General features: G+C 65.1%; 4 protein-coding genes and 1 pseudogene. All 5 read right to left on the reverse strand.

Annotation, left to right across the window (positions count from 1 at the left end; all coding sequences use genetic code 11):
• Positions 1-196, reverse strand: a pseudogene (locus LZ198_RS42390) (hypothetical protein); the annotation flags it as partial.
• A gap of 121 nt (positions 197-317) precedes the next feature.
• Entirely contained in the window at positions 318-1571 is a 1254-nt protein-coding gene (locus LZ198_RS42395) for a serine/threonine protein kinase (protein ID WP_253977867.1), read from the reverse strand.
• Between the two features lie 151 nt (positions 1572-1722).
• The gene (locus LZ198_RS42400; protein WP_253977868.1) at positions 1723-3552 is read right to left on the reverse strand and encodes a serine/threonine protein kinase; all 1830 of its coding nucleotides are present in this window, start codon (positions 3550-3552) and stop codon (positions 1723-1725) included.
• A gap of 10 nt (positions 3553-3562) precedes the next feature.
• Positions 3563-4510, reverse strand: coding sequence for a DUF2381 family protein (locus tag LZ198_RS42405; RefSeq protein ID WP_253977869.1), 948 nt, complete (start codon positions 4508-4510; stop codon positions 3563-3565).
• Between the two features lie 199 nt (positions 4511-4709).
• On the reverse strand, positions 4710-5009 hold the full coding sequence (locus LZ198_RS42410; RefSeq protein ID WP_253977870.1) for a hypothetical protein: 300 nt from the start codon (positions 5007-5009) through the stop codon (positions 4710-4712).
• Positions 5010-5139 lie beyond the last annotated feature (130 nt).

Here is a 5139-nt window from a genome sequence, read left to right on the forward strand (position 1 = left end):
CCTGGCCCTCGCGGGGCAACAGCGTCCACGTCGTAGCCTCGACGCGAAACAGGTTCGTCCACCGCTCGTCCTTGCCGTTCTCCTGCGGCGCTTCCTCTATCGGTTCCGGCAACTGCGGCTCTTGGACGTCCTCCGCCCAGGACACTCCAGACAGCAGCAACAACAGCACGGCAAGGCAGCTTCGCTTCCTGCGCATACACGCCTCCTGTGCGTGCCCCGGTATGAGGCACGAAAGACACACGTCTCCCGGTCGGCTTGAGCGACTCGCGCCGCGCCGGTGGTGAATCAGCAGTGGTGAGGGGAAAGGGGGGCCGCCGTTACGCGGTCGGCAACTTCGAGGTCCAGCGGCGCACGGGGCGCGGGTTCGTCGTCAGCTCGTCTTCGTTTCGCGCTTCGGGCTGGGTCTCGACGTCTTCCGAGTACGCGCGCCAATCCGCCGGAATGAAGCCGCCCTCGTCGTCCATGAGGTTCAGCTCTTCCATCGCGTCCCCTGCATCCGAGAGTGCCCGTTCCACTTCCTTCACGGCATCGGCGGGGGCGTACGGGCCCAGCGCAGCCAGCCGTGAGCGCAGGGCAACTTCCAACTCGGTGGCTGTCTCGAAGCGTTCTCCCTGCCTGCGCTGCAACAGCTTGCGCAGAATGGAGCACAGCGACTCCGACAAGCCCAGCAACGCGAGTTCGACGTCATCCGGGCGGAATGCCATGGCCCAGTGAATGGCGTCCTCTGCGACGGAGGACATACCTGCGTCGATGCTGAATTCCGTGGCGGCCAACAGCCGTCGACGCTCATCCGAGGTCATGCGCCTGTCCAGGTCGCCCATCATCAGGGTGCCGGGGTCGTAGAGGTGGCGGCCCGTGGCGAACTCCAGCAGCGTCAGGCCCAGGGAGAACAGGTCCGCGCGCCCGTCCACGGCCTCCCCAAGCAACAGCTCCGGGGCGGAGTAGATGACATCCCCCTTGGGGCGCGGGAGCGACGTCGCGACTCGCCCGGCCATCCGCGACAGGGCCACACCGAAGTCCGTCAGCATCACCCCGCCTCGGGGCATGAGCCGAATCCGAGAGGGGTTCACGTCGCGGTTGACGATGTGCAGAGGAATACCCGCGTCGTCCGCTCGCGAGTGAGCGTAGGCGAGAGCCGACGCGACCTCCGCGAAGACGTAGAGGCAGAAGGATTCGGAGAAGTAGCGCCCGCGCGCCTGCGCCATGGCAAGCAACGAATCCAGCGTGAAGCCCCCTACGCTTTCGCTCACCAAACAGAGGCCGTGATTGATTTCGAAGAGGCCGTGAACGTGCGCGATGTTCGGATGCTGGAGGAAGCGCGCCAGCCGGACTTCTTCTTCCAGGCGGATGCGGGCGAGCCGGTATCTCTCTGGAAGCACGTCACCGCTGGGGCGTGGCACGTACTTCACCAGCACCTTGCCCTGGATGCCGGCAGGTGTGTGAGGCTGCGCATAGAGGATTCGCTCCCCATTGCGGCCCTCGCCGAGAATCTGAAAGAGGAAATACTGCGTGTCCCCTTGGGAAAAGAGGATCACACCCTCCTTGAAGGGAGGGGCGGAATCGTCAGACATGAATGGGTCTCCGGTAAGCCCTCGCGGAAAGCACCCCCTGCGAAGGCAAACGGAAGGTACGCCCAGTCACGTCCGACGTGAACGACGCTATAGGTCGCGAACTTCGCGAAGCCCGTTTGCCAAAATGTAAAGAGCCCTTACAGGAGGGACATCAGGGCCACTCTTTTACAAGATACCCATACATGCTGCGGTTGAACTCGACGGTTCCGTCCCTGGGGCCCGGATCGGCTTCCTCCGCCCCATTCTCACCAATCGCAATGCACACCGGATAGGTGCGTCCGTCCGGCAGTGTCGCTTCGGTGTAGCGAGCAAGAAGCGACCTCTCACCGACCCACAGTCGCCCACGGAGCACGGTTCCGGTTGGGATGGCGCGTTGTCCTTTGCGAACGATGCCGCGCACAGGCCCACTGGAGTAGACGCCCCCTTCGCCGCCCATAGGGCCGGGTTGATTCGCATCGATGGTGACCACAACCGAATCCCCAACTGGGCTGCGAATCCCATCGGGACTGCGAAGCACCTCAAACATGGCCTCTCGTGCCTCTTCCGGGCATTCGCTGGGGCCAGGGCGAACCTGGGAACTGCTCGGGCAACCCATCTGCAACGCGACGGCGGCAGTGGCGACCGCGCACTTCTTGAGGAACTCCGCCCGGCCGCCACTGGATGAAGGGGCCTTCACGGCCGGAGACTCGGACGAACTGGCGACGATAGGGGCACGCTTCACGGCGGGGCTTTCCTTCTGGACGGGAGCTTGAGGGGGCAACGCTACCCCAGGCGATGATGATTCAAGCGGAGGAGATGCGACAGCGTCACCCTGGGACATACCTGCATCCTCCTGCGGGGACAGTGCGTTCAACGGGGCACCAGCTCCTGGTGTCTGTGGCGCGGTGGACTCGGTGGAATCCCTCCCGCTTGGAGTCTTCTCGGCGGACGTCGACACGAAGAACCCCACCAGGGCCGCGACGGCCATCGCGGCGCCCAGGGCCCCCACGAGCAGCCCGCGACGCGAGCGGGCCGGCTTGGGGGCATCCGTGCCGGTCGAAGGGGTGAGAATCGGCTTGGGGGCGAGGGTGTGCAGCGGCGTCACCCACTCCTCGCCTGACTCGTTCGCGATGGCGGCCAGCTCGCGCCGCACTGCCTCCGCCGACGGGGGCCGGTTCTCGGGCTTGCGCGCGATGAAGCGCATCACAGCATCGCTCAACGGGCCGGGCACCCGCTCGTTCAACACGCGGGCGTCTGGCGGCATCGCCCTGCCCTCGACGGGTGTCCTCGGGAAGTCGCTGGCCGGCTGGGGCGCGGTCAGAACGTCGAAGAGGCACACCCCGAGAGCGTAGACGTCATCGGTGACTTTGAACTCATAGCGGGCGGCACGGTCGTCCTCGTTGTCGCGGAAGAAGCGCGTCGCTTCGGGCGAGCGATAGCGACGCGTGCCGGGCGGCAATGGCGCGTCCGTGAGGTCTTCCGCGTGCGAGTAGTCACCCGCGCTGAAATCGATGATGAACGGCTCGTTGTCCGAGGCGCGCACCATGATGTTGTTCAGCTTCAAGTCGCGATGGAAGACACCGCGACCGTGCATGTGGTCCACGGCACCGGCCAGCTTCACAAAGAGGCGCGCGACTTCCTGCGCGGTCGGGTGAACCCGCTCCACCCATTCGGCCAAGGTGAAGCCTTCGACGAAGTCGAGGATGACGTAGCGCCAGCCCGTCTCGAAATCGGGCCATCGTCCAAGAGCACGAAGCGCAATGATGTTGGGGTGCTCAAGATGAACCAGGCACCCCAGCTCGCGCTTGAGTCGCGCGTCCGACTTCTCGGCATCCCCACTCGTCGCGCGATGCAGCGCAACCTTCATCGCGTAGTGCTTGCCGTTCATCTCCACTTTGTAGACGGCACCGTAGGCACCAGCGCCCACCAGCTTCACGATGCGCCAACCGTGAATCACATGGCCGGGGGGGAACTGCGCAGGAGGATGGAGGAGTGTCAGCATGGCGCATCCATCAGAAGGGAATTCCCGGAACGAGCACCTGCGAGGCGCCTTCCCCCTCGCTCAACTCAAGGAAGCACATTTCGCCCGGTGCCCATGGGGGCACTTCAGTCTCGACGACAACCATCCCCGACTCTCCCGACGCAATCCGAGGCAACGCCGAGCGGATGCTTCTCACGGCTACGCCAATCCCACTCTTGGAGTTCACGATGCGAGCGGTAGTTGGAGCCCAAGGAGGGCGTCCAGTGTTCCGAACCTCGACGCTCATTGCCGCCCATGTCGAGGCCCGAAAGCTTGTCACATCATCAGCCACAAGGAACTTGCCATGCCCTTTTTGCCGCACGACCTTGACGCGACTCCCCTGCACGCCGCTGAAGTCCAATGCGCCGGTCATGATCAGGCCAGTGGGTCCCCCTGCGTCCCGGAGTGTTCGGAACGTATGAAGCTCCTCGACCTGCGCCTTGAGCTGAGCGCGTGCCTCCACCAGCTCCGCCCGAAGCAGCTCGACGGAGTCCTGTTGTTGGAAGACCTCCACGCGGGCATCGACCTCCGTTGGATGGGAGACTAGGACGAAGATGCCTTGCCCCTGAGCGGCACCATTGGCGAACCGGATACGAAGCCCAAGACGTTCACCCGTCCCCAGGTCGGCGGCAGGTTCCAACGCAAGAACGCGCTCGCCGACGTCCACCAGCCGGAATCGCTCGCGCCCTTCCATTTCCACCGAGCCCCTGTCCAGCGGGGCATCAAAGAGAAGGAGCGTTGCGACCCCTGCCGCGACGCGCAGCTCCGGGACAGGAGCGGCACCGTTTGACAGCACGACGCGCCGGTCCTGTCGCTCACGTGCGGCGGGGACGGGTTGTGCTGAAGCGGTGACGCCCAGCAGAAGGGGAAGGAGGGCAACGGGTCGAAGCAATGCGAACTCTCCGAAGCCCGCGACCCTATCAAACCCGACAGCCGCCACTGCCGCGAAATGCGTAGTAGCCCGTCAAGCAAAGGATGCCGTTGGAGTAGCGAAGGCCCCGCGAAAGAGGGCCAGAGGTCTCTTTACACCCACAAGTCGTTTTGTGCATAAGTCGTCCCGGGTGACTGCGGTGTTCATCGCAGCGTCACGGCGTAGCGAGGTCCCAGACCAACCGCGCCGATTCCGCAGTCACCCCTATTCACCTCGCAAGCTTCGCGACGGCGAACCCGGCTCCGAGTCCGAGCACCAGCGCCACCACGGCAACGGTGAGGGACACGTCGCCCGCGTGCTCGCGCAAGGAAGCATTCTCAGCCCGGAGGCGCTCCAGCTCGGCAGCCGTGCGGATGCAGCGCGCCTCGGACAGCCAGCAGCCGCCCTCCACCTCGACGGCTGCCGTACCTCCATCCGGAAAGAGCTGAGCGCGCTCGACGCTGACGACCTCCGAGCCCGCCGCAGGTGAAGCGACGAGCACCGCCAGCACGAGCGCGCCGAGCTTCACTTGTCGCCCCGCTTGTCGAGCTGCTCCAGGACGGCAATCGCCGCGGCCTTGCCCGCGACCTGGCCGGCGGCAATCTCGCCCGCGACCTCGGCGCTCTCAATCGCGGCGTCCCCGAAGAGAAGCCGCTTGA

Origin of the sequence: Myxococcus dinghuensis (genome assembly GCF_024198235.1) — a bacterium.
Lineage (GTDB): Bacteria > Myxococcota > Myxococcia > Myxococcales > Myxococcaceae > Myxococcus > Myxococcus dinghuensis.

Coding starts and splice junctions, on each gene's coding strand:
- LZ198_RS42400 (WP_253977868.1), bottom strand. CDS start 3,552: ATGCTGACACTCCTCCATCCTCCTGCGCAGTTCCCCCCCGGCCATGTG.
- LZ198_RS42395 (WP_253977867.1), bottom strand. CDS start 1,571: ATGTCTGACGATTCCGCCCCTCCCTTCAAGGAGGGTGTGATCCTCTTT.